At 66.6% G+C, this 15,546-nt stretch carries 12 protein-coding genes; 6 read left to right on the top strand and 6 right to left on the bottom strand.

What is annotated here, in order from left to right; translation table 11 throughout:
- The first annotated feature begins 2 nt into the window (after positions 1–2).
- The 3 genes from ilvD to ACZ1I2_RS15430 are packed head-to-tail and all read left to right on the top strand — an operon-like array spanning position 3 to position 4,342.
- Positions 3–1,724, top strand: a complete 1,722-nt coding sequence (gene ilvD / locus ACZ1I2_RS15440; RefSeq protein ID WP_465173261.1) for a dihydroxy-acid dehydratase — start codon at positions 3–5, stop codon at positions 1,722–1,724.
- A 45-nt stretch (positions 1,725–1,769) separates the two neighbouring features.
- Positions 1,770–3,161, top strand: a complete 1,392-nt coding sequence (locus tag ACZ1I2_RS15435) for an NAD(P)H-hydrate dehydratase (RefSeq protein WP_465173262.1) — start codon at positions 1,770–1,772, stop codon at positions 3,159–3,161.
- On the top strand, positions 3,158–4,342 hold the full coding sequence (locus ACZ1I2_RS15430; protein WP_465176661.1) for a class I SAM-dependent RNA methyltransferase: 1,185 nt from the start codon (positions 3,158–3,160) through the stop codon (positions 4,340–4,342). Before ACZ1I2_RS15435 ends, ACZ1I2_RS15430 begins: the two co-directional genes overlap by 4 nt.
- Here the strand turns inward: ACZ1I2_RS15430 and truA are convergent.
- Positions 4,339–5,079, bottom strand: coding sequence for a tRNA pseudouridine(38-40) synthase TruA (truA, locus tag ACZ1I2_RS15425; protein WP_465176662.1), 741 nt, complete (start codon positions 5,077–5,079; stop codon positions 4,339–4,341). The genes ACZ1I2_RS15430 and truA overlap by 4 nt on opposite strands.
- On the bottom strand, positions 5,076–5,981 hold the full coding sequence (fmt, locus tag ACZ1I2_RS15420) for a methionyl-tRNA formyltransferase (protein ID WP_465176663.1): 906 nt from the start codon (positions 5,979–5,981) through the stop codon (positions 5,076–5,078). Before fmt ends, truA begins: the two co-directional genes overlap by 4 nt.
- Before the next feature lie 53 nt (positions 5,982–6,034).
- On the opposite strand from fmt, the gene recR reads away from it, so the two are divergent.
- Positions 6,035–6,631: a recombination mediator RecR gene (recR, locus tag ACZ1I2_RS15415; protein ID WP_465173266.1), complete on the top strand. Its 597-nt coding sequence runs from the start codon at positions 6,035–6,037 to the stop codon at positions 6,629–6,631.
- 31 nt (positions 6,632–6,662) lie between these two features.
- The gene (gene def / locus ACZ1I2_RS15410; RefSeq protein WP_465176664.1) at positions 6,663–7,193 is read left to right on the top strand and encodes a peptide deformylase; all 531 of its coding nucleotides are present in this window, start codon (positions 6,663–6,665) and stop codon (positions 7,191–7,193) included.
- Between the two features lie 21 nt (positions 7,194–7,214).
- Here the strand turns inward: def and ACZ1I2_RS15405 are convergent, their stop codons facing one another.
- Positions 7,215–8,879 carry a formate--tetrahydrofolate ligase gene (locus ACZ1I2_RS15405; RefSeq protein WP_465177132.1) on the bottom strand — a complete coding sequence of 555 codons (1,665 nt, stop codon included), beginning with the start codon at positions 8,877–8,879 and terminating at the stop codon, positions 7,215–7,217.
- Between the two features lie 158 nt (positions 8,880–9,037).
- Here ACZ1I2_RS15405 and ACZ1I2_RS15400 point away from each other — a divergent pair, with 158 nt between their 5' ends.
- Complete coding sequence (locus tag ACZ1I2_RS15400; protein WP_465173268.1) at positions 9,038–10,435, top strand: DNA recombination protein RmuC; 1,398 nt, start codon at positions 9,038–9,040, stop codon at positions 10,433–10,435.
- Between the two features lie 16 nt (positions 10,436–10,451).
- Here ACZ1I2_RS15400 and ACZ1I2_RS15395 read toward each other — a convergent pair whose 3' ends face one another.
- The 3 genes from ACZ1I2_RS15395 to ACZ1I2_RS15385 form a co-directional block, all read right to left on the bottom strand.
- Positions 10,452–13,820 carry a PAS domain S-box protein gene (locus ACZ1I2_RS15395; protein ID WP_465176665.1) on the bottom strand — a complete coding sequence of 1,123 codons (3,369 nt, stop codon included), beginning with the start codon at positions 13,818–13,820 and terminating at the stop codon, positions 10,452–10,454.
- A gap of 147 nt (positions 13,821–13,967) precedes the next feature.
- Complete coding sequence (locus ACZ1I2_RS15390; protein ID WP_465173270.1) at positions 13,968–14,672, bottom strand: META domain-containing protein; 705 nt, start codon at positions 14,670–14,672, stop codon at positions 13,968–13,970.
- Positions 14,673–14,732: 60 nt separating this feature from the next.
- Positions 14,733–15,542 carry a TrmH family RNA methyltransferase gene (locus ACZ1I2_RS15385; RefSeq protein ID WP_465173271.1) on the bottom strand — a complete coding sequence of 270 codons (810 nt, stop codon included), beginning with the start codon at positions 15,540–15,542 and terminating at the stop codon, positions 14,733–14,735.
- Positions 15,543–15,546 lie beyond the last annotated feature (4 nt).

Here is a 15,546-nt window from a genome sequence, read left to right as displayed (position 1 = left end):
GCATGACTCACCAGTTCGACAAATCCAAGCTCCCGAGCCGGCACGTCTCGGTCGGCCCCGAGCGCGCCCCGCACCGCAGCTATTATTATGCGATGGGCATATCCGAGGAGGATATCGCCAAGCCGTTCGTGGCGCTCGCCAGCGCCGGCAACGACAGCGCGCCGTGCAATACCACGCTCGATGCGCAGGCCGATGCGGCACGTGCCGGCGTGATTCAGGGCGGCGGCATGCCGCGGCGCTTCAACACCATCACCGTTACCGACGGTATCGCGATGGGTCATCAGGGCATGAAGTCCTCGCTGGTCAGCCGCGAAGTGATCGCCGACTCGGTCGAGCTCAGCGTGCGTGGCCATTGCTACGACGCGCTGGTCGGCTTTGCCGGCTGCGACAAGTCGCTGCCGGGCATGATGATGGCGATGCTCCGCCTCAACGTGCCCAGCATCTTCGTCTATGGCGGGTCGATCCTGCCGGGCCGTTATCACGACCGTGACGTCACCGTGGTCGACGTGTTCGAGGCAGTCGGCCAGCACGCCGCCGGCAATTGCCCGCTCAAGGACCTGACCGAGCTGGAAAAGGTTGCGTGCCCGGGCCACGGTGCCTGTGGCGGCCAGTACACCGCCAACACCATGGCGTGCGTCGGCGAGGCGATCGGCCTGTCGCTGCCCAATTCGAACATGGTGCCGGCGCCCTACACGACGCGCGAGCAGATCGCCGTCGCGGCAGGCGCGCAGGTGATGGAACTGCTCGCCGCCAATATCCGCCCGCGCGACATCTGCACGCGCGAGGCGTTCATCAACGCGGCGCGCATCGTGGCGGCGACGGGGGGCTCGACCAACGGCGCGCTGCATCTGCCCGCCATGGCGAGCGAAGCAGGCATTGATTTCGACCTGTTCGACGTCGCGGAGATATTCAAATCAACGCCTTACATCGCCGACCTGAAGCCTGGCGGGAAGTATGTCGCCAAGGACATGTACGAGGCAGGCGGCGTCTACATGCTGATGAAGACGATGCTCGCCAATGGCCTGTTGTTCGGCGATTGCCTGACGGTCACCGGCAAGACGCTGGGAGAGAATATCGATCAGGTGACGTGGAACCCGGACCAGAAGGTCATCTACGATGTGAAGGCGCCGATCAGCCCGACTGGCGGCGTCGTCGGCCTGCGCGGCAGCCTCGCGCCCAATGGCGCGATCGTGAAGGTCGCCGGCATGCACCGGCTGCAATTCAGCGGTCCGGCGCGGGTGTTCGACTGCGAGGAGGACACCTTCGCCGCGGTCGAGGCGCGGGAGATCAACGAAGGCGAAGTCGTCGTCATCCGCTATGAAGGTCCCAAGGGCGGCCCCGGCATGCGCGAGATGTTGTCCACCACCGCTGCGCTGTACGGCCTCGGCATGGGCGAGAAGGTGGCGCTGATCACTGACGGGCGCTTCTCCGGCGCAACCCGCGGGTTCTGCATCGGCCATGTCGGACCCGAGGCGGCCGATGGCGGCCCGATCGCTCTGGTCGAGAATGGCGACATCATCAGCATCGACGCAGAAGCCGGTACGATCGACCTCGATGTGGCTGAGGATGTGCTCGCCGAGCGCCGCGCCAAATGGGTGCCGCGCACGCACGACTATCAATCCGGCGCGCTCTGGCGCTATGCGGCCACGGTCGGCCCTGCCTATAAGGGCGCGATCACGCATCCTGGAGCGAGCGCCGAAACCCATGTCTACGCGGATATCTAGCGGAGCGGTGCTTGGGGCCCTGCGCGGGCCGTCGAACCAGATGCCATGACGTCGCTTGCCGGCAAGCCCCTGCTGACGGCCGCGGACATGCGGGCTGCGGAGGAAGCGGCGATTGTCCATGGAGCCACGGTGCAGGGCCTGATGGATCGCGCCGGCCGCGAGGTCGCGGAGATGGTCCGGCGCTTGGGCTCGGGCAACGATGTGCTTGTCCTGTGCGGGCCGGGGAATAACGGCGGAGACGGCTATGTCGCCGCAGCCGCCCTGCATGAAGCCGGTGTGCCGGTCCGTGTCGCGGCCAGCGCTGAGCCCCGCACCGATGCCGCGAAACACGCCCGTGCGCGGTGGAACGGGGAGGTCGAGACGCTAGATAGGGCCGCGCCAGCGCCGATCCTCGTGGATGCGCTGTTCGGAACCGGCCTGTCTCGCGCGCTCGACGAGGCGATCGTCGCCGATCTTGTCCGATTGCGCAACCGGGCAAGGCTGGCGATCGCGGTTGACTTGCCGAGCGGCGTCGCGACCGATGACGGGGCCGTGCTGAACCGGATTCCGGCGTTCGACCTGACGCTGGCACTCGGTGCGGCCAAGCCTTCGCATCTGCTCTATCCCGCGGCGGGCCATTGCGGCACCGTTCGCGTCCTCGACATCGGCGTGCCGGTATCGAGCAACGCCGCAATCCTCGGCGAGCCGCGCCTGCCCGCGCCGGGACCGGACTCCCACAAATATACACGCGGCATGGTTGCCATCATCGGCGGGGAGATGCCGGGCGCGGCCGAACTCGCGGCTCTGGCGGCGATGCGGGCAGGGGCAGGCTATGTCCTGCTGCTGGCCGACGGCACTGCCGGAGACCCGCATGCGATCGTTCGCAGGCGGTTCGCGGCGGAGGCACTGAACGACACGCGCATCGGGGCGGTGGTGATCGGGGTCGGCTTGGGGCGGGGCGCGGTCGCCGGAACGCGGCTGGATCTGGCGCTGGCGTCGTCCCGCCCCCTCGTCATCGACGGGGACGCGCTCCACCTTCTCGACGAGCACCGCTTGGCAAGGCTTCGCGCCCATGCCGCCCCGGTCGTGCTGACACCCCATGCGGGCGAATTCGATGCGTTGTTCGGCAAGGATGACGGCAGCAAGATCGACCGTGCCCGCGCGGCGGCGGCGAGTATCGGTGCGATCATCGTCTTCAAGGGGGCCGACACCGTCATCGCTGCGCCCGACGGTCAGGTTCGGGTTGCCCAAGGCGCGAGCCGATGGCTTTCAACCGCCGGAACCGGCGACGTGCTGGCCGGCGCCATCGGTGCGATGCTGGCGGCGCGGCCCGGCTCGGCGATCGATGCGGCCGGAGCCGGCGTCTGGCTTCACGGCGCGGCTGCCGCAAGGCTGGGCGCCGCCTTTATCGCTGACGATCTGGCTGAGGCCCTCAGCGCCGCTCGGGCCACGTTGTGAGCGACACGATCGTCCGGGTCGCCGCGCGGGGCGACGGCATCACCGCCAATGGTCGGCATGCGGCGCTGGCGGCGCCCGGCGACATGTTGACGGCGGAGGGGCAGGTTGTCCCCGGCCCGCATCATCAGGTCCCGCCATGCCGCCATTTTCCGACCTGTGGCGGCTGCCAGCTCCAGCATCTCGACGATGAGAGCTATGCGCGCTTTATCGGCGATCGCATCGCCGGGGCGCTCGAGGCGCAGGGTCTGGCCGGCGATATCCGGCCCCCCGCACTGTCGCCGCCCCACACCCGGCGCCGCGCGGCGCTGCAGGCCGAGGCCAAGGCTGGGCGCATCCGGATCGGCTTCAGCGAAGGATCGAGCCATGCGCTGGTCGATCTCCAGGAGTGCTGGATACTGACGCCAACCTTGTTCGCGCTGGTGGCGCCGTTGCGCGGGCTGCTGGGGCGCTTTCTCAAGGCCAATCGGCGCGCCCGGCTGCATCTCACCGAAGCGGATCAGGGCATCGACCTGCTGATCGAGGGCATTGAGGCGGAAGGGCTGGAGGCGGCTGAGGCGATCACGGCGTTTTGCCAGCGCCACGGCGTCGCGCGTCTGTCGATCGACAATGGCCTGGGCCCGGAAACGCGGTGGGAACCCGAGCCCGTCACCATTACCTTGGCGGGTATTCCCGTGCCGCTGCCGCATAATTCCTTCCTCCAGGCGACTCGAGAAGGGGAGGCATCGCTGGTCGCCGCGGTGCGCGAGGCGATCGGGCGAGCGGGGACGGTGGCCGATCTCTTCTCCGGCCTCGGCACCTTCGCGCTGGCGCTATCGGCGCGCGTCTATGCGGCGGAGGCGGCGCGTGACGCCATCCTGTCACTCAAGGGGGCGGGCGCTCGCGCCGGGCGGCAACTGTTTGCCGATCATCGCGACCTGTTTCGCCGGCCGCTGACGACGGCGGAGTGCGACCGGTTCGACGCGATCATACTCGATCCGCCCCGGGCAGGCGCGCGCGAGCAGGTGGTGCAACTGGCCGAGGCGAAGACGCCAGTCATTGCCTATGTTTCGTGCAATCCCAGCAGCTTCGCGCGCGACGCGGAGATATTGTGCAAGGGTGGATATACGCTGGAATGGATTCAGCCGGTTGGGCAGTTCCGCTGGTCGACGCATGTGGAACTGGCGGCAAAGTTCAGCCGCTAGGGATAGTCCGCCCGCAGGAAATATAGTCCATCGGGAGGCGCGTTGAGACCGAGTTGCGACCTGTCCCGCGCCTCAAGAGCTGCCTGCATGTCGTCGGGCGACCATTTTCCCTGCCCGACCAGCCCGAGGCAGCCAACCATCGACCTTACCTGATGATGCAGGAACGATCGGGCCGAAGCGAACACGCTGATCCGGTCGCCACTGGCCACCACGTCCAACCGATCCAGCGTCCGTAACGGGCTGTCCGCCTGGCAATGTGCCGAGCGGAAGGTGGTGAAGTCGTGCCGGCCGACAAGGCGCGCGGCACCCTCTGCCATGGCGCCCGCATCGAGCGGTGTCGGAACGCGCCAGGCCAGTCCGTTCTCGAAGGTCAGCGGCGCGCGCCGAGTGACGATGCGATATTCATAATGACGCGCCAGGCAGGAAAAACGGGCATGCCATTCGTCCGGTACGATCTCGCACGCCAGGACCGCGACCGGTGCCGGGCGCACGACGGCGTTCAGCGCTTCCATCAGGCGGAACGGCGTGATCGTCCGTTCGATATCGACATGCGCGCGCATGCCGGTCGCATGGACACCGGCATCGGTACGCCCGGCGGCATGGACCGCTACGGCCTCGCCGGTGATCTGCAGCGCGGCCGCCTCGATCGTTTCCTGCACGCTCGGCCCGTGCGCCTGGCGCTGCCAGCCCATGAAAGGTCGGCCGTCATATTCCACGGTCAGCGCAAAGCGCGTCATGAGAGTTGGGTTCCGGGTGGTATCGTGAAACCGCGGAGCAGCTCCGATGACGTCATGACGCCGCGTCCCGCGCGTTGCAGCAGCGTCGGACGGATTGCGCCGTCGTTGCAGGCAATGGCCAGTCGCTCGTCGAGAACCCGACCCTCCGTGCCGCGATCGGGCAGCACATCGGCGGCAAGTACCCGGATTCGCTCCGCGCCGAGCTCGAAAAAGGCGCCTGGGACTGGGTTGAACGCCCGAACCTGCCGCTCGACGTCGGCCGCGCTCCGGGAGAAGTCGATCCGTGCCTCGGCCTTGTCGATCTTGGGGGCGTAAGTCACGCCCTGCTCGGGTTGCGGCACCGAAGGATAAGCGGTCAGGTTGCCGAGCACCTCGACCATCAACATTGCCCCCATCGCGCTCAGTTCGTCGGTCATGGCGCCGGCGGTCTTGCCGTCAATCGGCGTCCTCCCCTCGAGCCGCACCGGCCCGGTATCGAGCCCGGCTTCCATCTGCATGATGCCGACACCGGTCTCGGCATCGCCGGCGAGGATCGCGCGCTGAATCGGCGCGGCACCGCGCCAGCGGGGCAGGAGCGAGGCATGGACGTTGAGGCAGCCCAGCGATGGCGCTTCGAGCACCGCGCGCGGCAGGATGAGGCCGTACGCCGCCACCACCGCCACATCTGCCCCGAACGACGCGAATTCGGCCTGGGCGTCAGGATCGCGGAGCGACACCGGCGTTCGCACGGCGATGCCGAGCGCCTCGGCACGCGCCTGGACGGGGGAGGGCGTCAGCGCCTTGCCGCGCCCGGCACGGCGCGGTGGCTGGCTGTACGCCGCGACGACGTCATGGCCTGCATCCACCAGCGCCTGAAGCACTGGCACCGAGAATTCGGGCGTTCCCATGAAGACGATCCGCATGGTTACGCTCTGGCCGCTTGGCAGAGGGGCACGCAACCCCCTATCTGTTCTCCATGGCATCTCCCGAGATCGAAGCCCTCACTCAAGCGCTGGCCCGGTTGCCCGGTCTCGGGCCGCGATCGGCGCGGCGCGCGGTGCTTCACCTGCTCAAGAAGCGCGAGGTCGCGCTCGGTCCATTGCTGTCTGCCCTCACCGCGGTTGAGGAAAGGCTCTCAACCTGTTCGATTTGCGGTAATATCGATACGATTGATCCCTGCGGGGTCTGCGCCGACCCGCGCCGCGATGCGCGGTCGCTCTGCGTCGTGGAGGAAGTGGCCGATCTCTGGGCACTCGACCGCTCGCGGCTGTTCCCGGGGCGGTTTCATGTTCTTGGCGGACGGCTGTCGGCGCTGGAAGGGGTTCGCCCGGAGGATCTGAGCATCGATTCGCTGGTCCGACGTATCGAGGCCGGCGGCATCGACGAGGTCGTGCTGGCGATGAACGCCACCCTGGAGGGCCAGACCACGGCGCATTACATCGCCGAACGGATCGAGCGCTTCCCGATCCGCGTCACGCAGCTCGCGCACGGCCTGCCGGTCGGCGGCGAGCTGGACTATCTCGACGAGGGCACGCTGGCCCAGGCACTGCGGGCTCGTCGACCTGTCGCTTGACGGCGGGCCCGCGCTTTCCTAGCTCGCCTGCATGTCTGTTCTGGAAATCCTCGAAGTCCCGCATCCGGGCCTGCGCGCCGTTGCCAAGCCGGTCGACACGATCGACGACGCTGTCCGCGCGATCGTCTCCGACATGTTCGACACCATGTATGACGCACGGGGCATCGGCCTTGCCGCGACTCAGGTCGGCATCGAGCAGCGCATCGTCGTGATCGACTTGCAGGAACCCGAAAGCGACGCGGAAGACGCCAAGCCCGTCCGCACGCCCTTGGTCTATATCAATCCGGAGCTCGTCTCGGTCAGCGAGGAGACGTCGGTCTACAACGAAGGCTGCCTGTCGATTCCGGAGCAATATGCCGAGGTCGAGCGCCCGACGCGGTGCCGGGTGAAATGGCTGGACCTCGATGGGACCGTCCATGAGGATGATTTCGATGGGTTGCTCTCGACCTGCATCCAGCATGAGATCGACCATCTGAACGGCGTGCTGTTCATTGACCACATCTCCCGCCTGAAGCGCGACATGGTGCTGAAGAAGCTGGCCAAGGCCCGCAAGGCCGCCTGATCTTACTCGCCGGGCCTGTCGTTAGAACAGGCCCTCGATCTCCCCATCGACCCCGAACCGGATCGATTCGGCTGCCGGCGCGCGCGGCAGGCCGGGCATCGTCATGATCTCCCCGCAAATCGCCACCACGAAGCCCGCGCCGGCCGCCAGACGCACTTCGCGTACCGGCACGACATGGCCGGTCGGCGCCCCCAGCTTCGCCGGATCGGTCGAGAAGCTGTACTGAGTCTTGGCCATGCACACCGGCAGATGGCCGAACCCGGCATCCTCCCAGCGCTTGAGCTGCGCGCGGACACTCGGATCGGCGATCGCTTCCTCGGCGCGGTAGATGCGCGTCGCGACGGTGTTGATCTTCTCGAACAGCGACAGATCGTCGTCATAGATCGGCGCGAATTGCGGCGTGGCATGGTCGCACAGATCGGCGACCCTGGCGGCCAATGCTTCCGCACCGGCACCGCCGTCCGTCCAGTGCGTGCACAGGACCGCCTCGGACCCGTGGCTGGCCGCGATATCGCGGATCACGTCGATCTCGGCCTCGGTGTCCGTCCCGAAAAAGTTGATCGCGACGACCGCCGGAACGCCGAACTGCCGCACATTCTCGATATGTCGCGCCAGGTTGACGCCGCCGCGTCGCACTGCCTCGACATCAGGTGTGGCGAGATCGGCCTTGGCCACGCCACCATTCATCTTCAGCGCCCGCACCGTCGCGACGATCACCGCGGCGGCGGGTTTCAGGCCCGATTGCCGGCATTTGATGTCGAAGAACTTCTCCGCGCCCAGATCGGCGCCAAAGCCGGCCTCGGTCACGACATAGTCGCCGAGCCCGAGTGCCGCGCGCGTGGCGATCACCGAGTTGCAGCCATGCGCGATATTGGCGAAGGGTCCGCCATGGACGAAGGCGGGATTGCCCTCCAGCGTTTGCACCAGGTTGGGCTTGATCGCCTGGGCGAGCAGCACCGCCATCGCGCCGTCCGCCTTGAGGTCGCGCGCCGTCACCGGGCGCTTGTCGCGTGTATAGGCGACAACGATCCGGCCGAGCCGGTCCTCAAGGTCCTCCAGCCCGCTCGCCAGGCACAGGATGGCCATCACTTCCGACGCGACGGTGATGTCGAAGCCGGATTCGCGCGGATACCCATTGGCCGGGCCGCCCAGGGACTGGGCGATGTCGCGCAGCGCCCGGTCGTTCATGTCGAGCACGCGACGCCACACGATGCGGCGAACGTCGATGTCGAGCGCATTCCCCCAATGGACATGGTTGTCGATCATCGCCGCGAGGAGGTTGTGCGCGCTGGTGATGGCGTGGAAATCGCCGGTGAAATGGAGGTTGATGTCCTCCATCGGCCCTACCTGAGCGTAGCCGCCGCCGGTCGCGCCGCCCTTGGTGCCGAAACAGGGGCCAAGCGATGGCTCGCGCAGGCACAGCACCGTCTTGCGGCCGATGCGGTTGAGGCCGTCGGCGAGGCCGACCGAAGTGGTCGACTTGCCTTCGCCGGCCGGCGTTGGGCTGATCGCGGTGACCAGGATCAGCTTGCCGACCTGTCCGGTCGCGGGAACGCGCGCCAGATCGATCTTCGCCTTGAAATGCCCATAGGGCTCGACCGCCTCGGGCGGGATGGCGAGCCGGGCGGCGATGTCGTTGATGGGTTTCAGGGTGGTGGCGCGCGAGATGGCGATGTCGGTCAGCATGGCGCGCAGTCGTAGCGAACGGCCGGCCGGCCGCAAGCTCGGCATGATCCTATTTTGCGACGACTCGGCCATGATCGGCGCGGCCAACCGAAACCCGCGGCACTTGTTAACGCGGCCCCGGGGCGGTAAGTTCGCGCTTCGTTCCGGAGGAGCAGAAGTTGGACCCGATTACCCTCGTCATTATCGTTTTTGCCATCCTGGGGGCGTTGGCCATCGGCTGGTGGCTGGGCAAGCGCGGCGTGGCCGAGATCCGGGCCGAACTCGACGCGCGTACCGAGGAGTTCAAGCGCGCGATCATCGACCTGGCGGGGGCGGAAGAACGGGCTCGCACGGCGGCGCAGCTTCGCGACCAGCTCGACATCACCCGCGAGGAGCGGGACGGTTTCCGTACCGAGAACGCCACGCTTCGCGCTCATGCCGAGGCGTTCGAGGCGCGGCTGGCTGAATTCAAGAACTCGCGCGAGGCGATGACCGGCCATTTCAACGAGACCGCCGCCAAGCTGCTCAACGACGCGCAGAGGCAGTTCCTCGAGCGCGCCGAGGCTCGCTTCAAGCAATCCGAAGAGACGGCCGGCCAGAACCTCAAATCGATGCTCCAGCCCGTCAGTGACCGCCTGCTGAAATATGAGGAAACCGTCACCAAGGTGGAGAATGAGCGCAAGGGCGCGTTCGACCAGCTCAAGGGCCAGCTAGAGGGCCTGCGCGTCGGGCAGGAGAAGGTCAGCAGCGAAGCGGCCAAGCTGGTCAACTCACTGCGCAACGCGCCGAAATCGCGCGGCCGCTGGGGTGAGCAGCAGCTCAAGAATGTGTTGGAAACTTGTGGGTTATCCGAACATACCGATTTCCAGACTGAAGTCAGCATTTCCGGCGGCGACGAGGGTGGGCGGCTTCGCCCGGATGCCATCATCAAGGTGCCGGGCGGGCGATCGCTGGTGATCGACGCCAAGGTCTCGCTCAACGCCTATCAGGACGCGTTCGGCTCGGTCGACGAGGCGCAGCGGACGATCGGCCTGGCGGCGCACGCCGCCTCGATGCGCGCGCACGTCAACGGCCTGGGCAACAAGGCCTATTGGAGCCAGTTCGCCGATGCGCCCGATTATGTGATCATGTTCGTGCCGGGCGAGCATTTCCTCTCCGCCGCGCTCGAACATGATCCGACCTTGTGGGATTTCGCTTTCGAGAAGCGCGTGCTGCTGGCCACACCGACCAACCTGATCGCGATCGCGCGCACTGTCTCCGCCGTGTGGCGGCAGGAACGACTCGCCAAGGAAGCGCGCCAGATCGGCGAACTGGGCAAGGAACTGTATGATCGGCTGGCGAAGGCAGCGGGCGATCTGCGCAAGGTGGGTGGCGGACTGACGTCAGCGGTGAACAACTACAATGTTTTCGTCAGCAGCTTCGAAAGCCGGACTCTGGTGACCGCCCGCAAGCTGCGCGACCTCAATATCGAGCCCGGCGCGCGTGAGATCGAAGGTGTCGAACCGGTCGAAGCACTGGCGCGCTATGGCGACACGCCGATCCTGATCGATGGTTCGCTGAACGAAGCCGCGGAGTAACCAATCGAGGCAGCATCTACCGGTCGAGCATCTCCCGCACCTTGTTGCCCAGCGCGACGACAGTGAAGGGCTTGGTGATCACTTCCATGCCCGGGTCGAGCAGGCCGTTTCCGACGGCCGCATTCTCGGCATAGCCGGTGATGAAGAGAATTTTCAGGTCCGGCCGCGTGATGCGCGCCGCGTCCGCGACCTGGCGGCCGTTCAACCCGCCGGGCAGCCCGACATCGGTGACCAGCAGGTCGATGCGCGCGGCGGACTGGATGATTTTCAGCCCCGCGGGCCCGTCCACGGCCTCCATGACGGCATAGCCGGCGTCCTCGAGGATCTCGACCGCGAGCTGTCGCACGATCGCCTCGTCGTCGATCACCAGCACGGTTTCGCCATGACCCTGGTCTGCAAATTCCTGCTCGCCTTCGTCGCCTGCGCCGAGTTCCCCGGTGAAACGCGGGAAATACAGGCACATCGTCGTACCCTTGCCCGGCTCCGAGTAGATTCGCACCTGTCCGCCCGACTGGCGGACGAAGCCGTGGATCATCGACAGGCCGAGCCCCGTCCCCTGGCCGATCGGCTTGGTCGTGAAGAACGGGTCGAACGCCTTGGCCACGATATCCGGTGTCATGCCGGATCCGGTATCGGTCACGCACAGCGATACATATTGGCCGCGCGGCAATTCCCGATCACGCGCGGCGCGATCGTCGAGCCATTTGTTGGCGGTCTCGATCGTGATGCGCCCATGGCCCGCCATCGCGTCGCGCGCGTTGATCGCCAGATTGAGCAGCGCGTTCTCGAGCTGGGAGGTATCGACCCGGGTCAGCCATAGTCCGCCCGCGCCGACGACTTCCACGTCGACGCTGGGGCCGACGGTACGGCGGATCAGGTCCTCGAGACCGGCGATCAGGCGATTGACGTCAGTAGGCCGGGGGTCGAGAGTCTGGCGGCGGGAGAAAGCGAGGAGGCGCTGAGTCAGCGACGCGGCGCGACGGGTCGCGTCCTGTGCGCCACCGATATACCGTTCCAGTCCGGCCAACCGACCCTGGCCGATGCGCAACTCGAGCAGTTCGAGATTGCCGCCAATACCAGCGAGCAAATTGTTGAAATCATGGGCGATACCGCCGGTGAGCTGACCCACTGCCTCCATCTTCTGCGATTGGCGAAGGGCCTCCTGCGCCAGTTGCAGTTCGCGTTCGCGAGCCTTGTCCTCGCTCAGGTCGCGTCCAACGGCGATGAAATGGACGCCGTCCGGCTCCGGCGACACCGTCCAGCCGATCGGAATCCACTCGCCGTCGGCCGACAGGATGCGGTTCTCGAACCGGGTCGGCTGCCCCGTCCGGCCCATTTCCTCCAGCGCGCTGGTCACGGCCGGCACATTGTCGGGGTGGATGATATCGGCATAGGGGTTGGTCAGCAGCTCCTGCTCGGACCAGCCCAGTACCTTGGTCCAGGCGGGGTTCACCGCCACCATGCCGCCCTGATAGTCGGCACGTGCCAGCATGTCCTCCGACAGCGTCCATAACCGGTCGCGCTCGGCCTCGGCGGCTTTTTCCTCGGTGATGTCACGCCCGCTACAATAGACCATGCCGTCTTCGGGGATGCCGACCCAGGAAATCCAGCGATAGCCGCCGTCCTTGCAGCGATAGCGGTTGGGAAAGCGGATCGCCGGCTCGCCCTGCTGAGTCAGCTGGAAGCCGCCACGCGTGCGTTCGACATCGTCAGGATGAAGCATTTCGAAGATCGACATGCCTGCGACCTCCTCCTCGCTCCAGCCGAGCAGGCTCTTCCACGCCGGGTTCGACGTTTCGAAATAACCCTGTGAATTCAGTGCACCGAGAAGATCGGGACTGAGATGCCAGGTCATGCCGCGTGCCTGGGTACGCTCGATCACCTGACGTTCGAGATCGGCGTTGAGCGCGCGCAGGGCTTCTTCGCTGCGGACCTGATCGGTGACGTCATGACCCTCGGCGAAAATGCCGGTGATCGTCCCGTCGCCTTCGACGATCGGTTGGTAGACGAGATTGAGGAAACGTTTCTCCAGTGGACTGCCCGGCTCCCGCTGCAGGTCGACCGCCATGTTCTGCCCGACAAAAGGCTGGCCCGTACGATAGACCTGGTCGAGCAGGTCGAAGAAACCCTGGCCGCCGATCTCCGGCAGCGCCTCGCGCACCGGCATGTCGAGCACATGGCGGTGGCCGATCAGCTGGAGATAGGCTTCGTTCATGAACTCGAACACATGGTCGGGGCCACGCAGCACGCACATGAAGCCGGGCGCGCGCTGGAACAGGGCGCGAAGGCGGTCACGTTCGTGCGTGCGGGCCTCGACCTCCGAGGCAAGGCGTGCATTGACCTGCCGCAACGCCTCCGCCGCGGCCTCGCGGAGTCGGCCGGCTTCGGCAAGAGCGGCGGCACGACTACGCTCGCTTTCATAAGCCTCGGCACTGGCCAGCGCGGACGAGATCTGACCGGCGAGAAGGTCGAGATACCCGAGATAGTCGGCATCCGCGCGGCGATGTGGGTTGAGCCCGACTACCAGGGCGCCGACCGGAAACTCACTGCCGCTACGTTGTAACGGAAGCACCACTGCGTGCTCGGGCGGCTTGTTCCAGGCGCCGCGCGGGAGTGCCTCGCTGTCGGCCAGCGACACGATCGCCTGGCCCCCGGCAAGTGGCCAGGGCGAGATTTCGTCGAGCCGGATCCTGGTGGGGGCCGCGGCGTGCGGTGCGCCGAAGCCGGTCTGCTCGATCAACCGCGCGACGTCGTCCTCGAACAGATAGAGGAGCGTGAAGGGGAGGTCGTGCGGGTTGCCGGCCAGGCGCGCACTGGTGGCGCTGGTTACCGCCGATATCGTGTCCATCCCGGTCAGGTCCGACGCAAGCGCCCGAAGCGTTTCGAGCCGGCGGGCGGTGATGATGCGATCGGTTTCCTCGACCACGGCGCACAGCAGGCCGCCCACGGCGCCGCTATCGTCGAAGATCGGGCTGTAGGAGAAGGTGTGATAGGTCTCCTCGCTATAACCGCTGCGTTCGAGCAACAGCAGCAGCGCCTGGCTCCAGGTGGCCTCGCCGGTTTCATAGACCGATTGGATCAACGGCCCGACATCCGACCATATTTCCGACCATAGAACCGAGGTCGGCGTCGCCAGGCCGCGCGGATGCTTCAGGCCGAGCGTGGGGCGATAAGCGTCATTATAAAGGAAGGCGACGTCGGGACCCCAGCCGATCCACATGTCGAACTTGCTGGTAAGCAGAATGCGGACGGCGACGCGCAACGCCTCGGGCCAGTGGGCGACCGGCCCGAGCGAGGTTTGCGACCAATCCTTGGCGCGCATCAGCGACGCCATTTCACTGGCGCCGATGAAGACGTCCGAACCCTGGTTCGACGGGAGGCCCATCAGGCGCGCCCGCGCCGGTTCAGCGGCCCGTTCTGGTCGGCCGGATCCACTATCTTTCGCGCGGTCATCGAGCCCCCCTCTGCAATTATTGCAGGGCTCAACGATAGGGCAAGGTTCGAGGTTCCGGCGATATGTGCGGCGCCAGGGTTAGTGGATGCGCGGCCCAGCTTTCACCAGCACCAGAGTGCGCAAACCAGTGGCGCTCAGTACCAGCTTGCCGTCGCGATTGCTGATCACGCTCAACCGCTGGCCGAGCAGGTACATGATCGCCTGTTCCTGCACCATCGCCGGGCCCATGCACGCCATCTTGGTGGACATCAGCGGGCCGGTGACCAGATAGCCGCGCTCGAAACGGAATGAGCCGCGGAAGCTGTTGCACCCGCTGTTGCCGCTGATCGTATTGCCGGAAAAGGAAATCGTCGCCGCGCGGGGGCCGCGGACCATGCGGCCCTCGATCGCCTGGATCTCCCAATTGCCCTCGATCACCAGGGCGTGGGGTGCGCTGACGATCGGATCACCGCCACAACCGCGCACGGTTTTGCGACCGACCGTCACGGTCACGCTGTCGGGATAGTCGCGGTCGCTCATCCCGTCGCTGCACCGCGCGCGCGTGACGTCGATCGTGATCCGCGGCGTGACATAGCGCAGGCCGTTGAAGCTCGGCCGGGGCACGGGCGCGGCGGTCGTCACACGAGTGCGTCCATAGTCGCCGACATAGCGGATCAGGCCCTTCTCGATGGTCAGTGCCCATCCTGGTTCGGTCCCGACGGCCTTGTAAGGCACCTCGCGCGGCTGCGCGGCGGCGGCGTCTGCAATCAGCAGGGCGGGGATCAGGGCAAGCGCGAACTTCATCTCGGGTCTCCTCGGCCGCCGGATAGGCAAGCCAGGCTGAACCGGTCGTTACGCACCCGTTCAGCCGCGCGAAGGCTTTGTCTGTGCGAGTACTTCATAGGCCATAACCGCCGTCGCGACAGCAGCATTGAGGCTGTCTGCCTTGCCGAGCATCGGGATTTTCACCAGCAGGTCGCATTCGGCGGCGTAATCGGCCGGCATGCCCTGCGCTTCGTTGCCGGTCAGCAGGAAGGTGGGGGCGGTGTAGGCGGCGGCGCGATAGTCGTGCTCGGTGTCGAGGCTCAGCCCGACCAGCTGCCCCAGGCCGGCGCGGAGCCAGGGGACGAAGTCGGCCCAGCCGGCCTGGACGATCGGCACGGTGAACAGGGCCCCCATGCTCGCGCGTACTGCCTCCACCGAGAAGGGATCGACGCACTCGCCGATCAGGATCAGCCCGCCCGCGCCGACGGCATCGCCGGTGCGCAGGATCGTGCCGAGATTGCCGGGATCGCGCAGCCGCTCGGCGACCAGCCAGATCGTCGCGCTCGAGCGGTCCAGCTTTTCAAGGCTGGTGGCGAATTCAGCGAAGACGCCGACCACGGCCTGCGGGTTGTCCTTGCCGGACAGCTTGGAGAGGATGTCGGGCACCGTCTCGATCGCTTCGCCGCCCGCCGCCTCGACATCGGCGATCAGCGCGCGGACGAGGGCGTGGTTGGCGCTGTCGCGGGCGAAGAACAGATATTGGGGCAGGCGGCCGCTCTCGCGCGCTTCGGTGAGGATGCGCAGGCCCTCGGCGAGGAACAGGCCTTCCTCGCGCCGGTGCCGCTTCTCGCGAAGCGCGCGCACGCGCTTGATGAGCGGGTTGGAATAAGCGGTGATCTCGCGGGGCATGGGA

The sequence above is a fragment of the Sphingomonas sp. BL-S-29 genome, from assembly GCF_055521495.1.
Note: the sequence above shows the minus strand (reverse complement) of the source record. Positions and strands in the feature narration are given on the sequence as shown.